Raw genomic sequence first — 391 nt, 5'->3', positions numbered from 1 at the left:
GAACCGCTCTGCCGATCTAAATATAGTCATAATTACTCTTCGTGAGCTGGAAACAATACCTGATCGATAAGATCGCATAAACAGTGAAGTGTCACCATATGAACTTCGTGAATTCGAGGAGTTCTGTGAGACGGAATACGAATTTCAACGTCATGCTCTCCGAGTAATCCCGCCATTTCCCCGCCGTCTTTACCGGTGAAAGCAATAATAGTCATGTCACGAGTTACCGCAGCTTCCATCGCTTTAATGATATTCTTGCTATTACCACTTGTGGAAATAGCCAACAAAATATCACCAGCTTGACCAAATGCTCTGACCTGCTTAGAGAAAATTTCTTGGTAGTGATAGTCGTTAGCGACGGCGGTGAGCGTTGTATTGTCCGCCGTTAGAG

Annotated in this window: 1 protein-coding gene; it reads right to left on the bottom strand. The window is 44.2% G+C overall.

Features of this window, described 5'->3' with window-relative positions:
* Positions 1–32 precede the first annotated feature (32 nt).
* On the bottom strand, positions 33–391 hold a 359-nt coding region (locus tag ACP45E_RS12170; protein ID WP_141707320.1), incomplete at its 5' end, for a D-sedoheptulose-7-phosphate isomerase.

The sequence above is a fragment of the Vibrio genomosp. F10 str. 9ZD137 genome, from assembly GCF_049974785.1.
Lineage (GTDB): Bacteria > Pseudomonadota > Gammaproteobacteria > Enterobacterales > Vibrionaceae > Vibrio.
The sequence above is the reverse complement of the archived record's forward strand: the minus strand, read 5'-3'. Positions and strand labels throughout refer to the sequence as shown.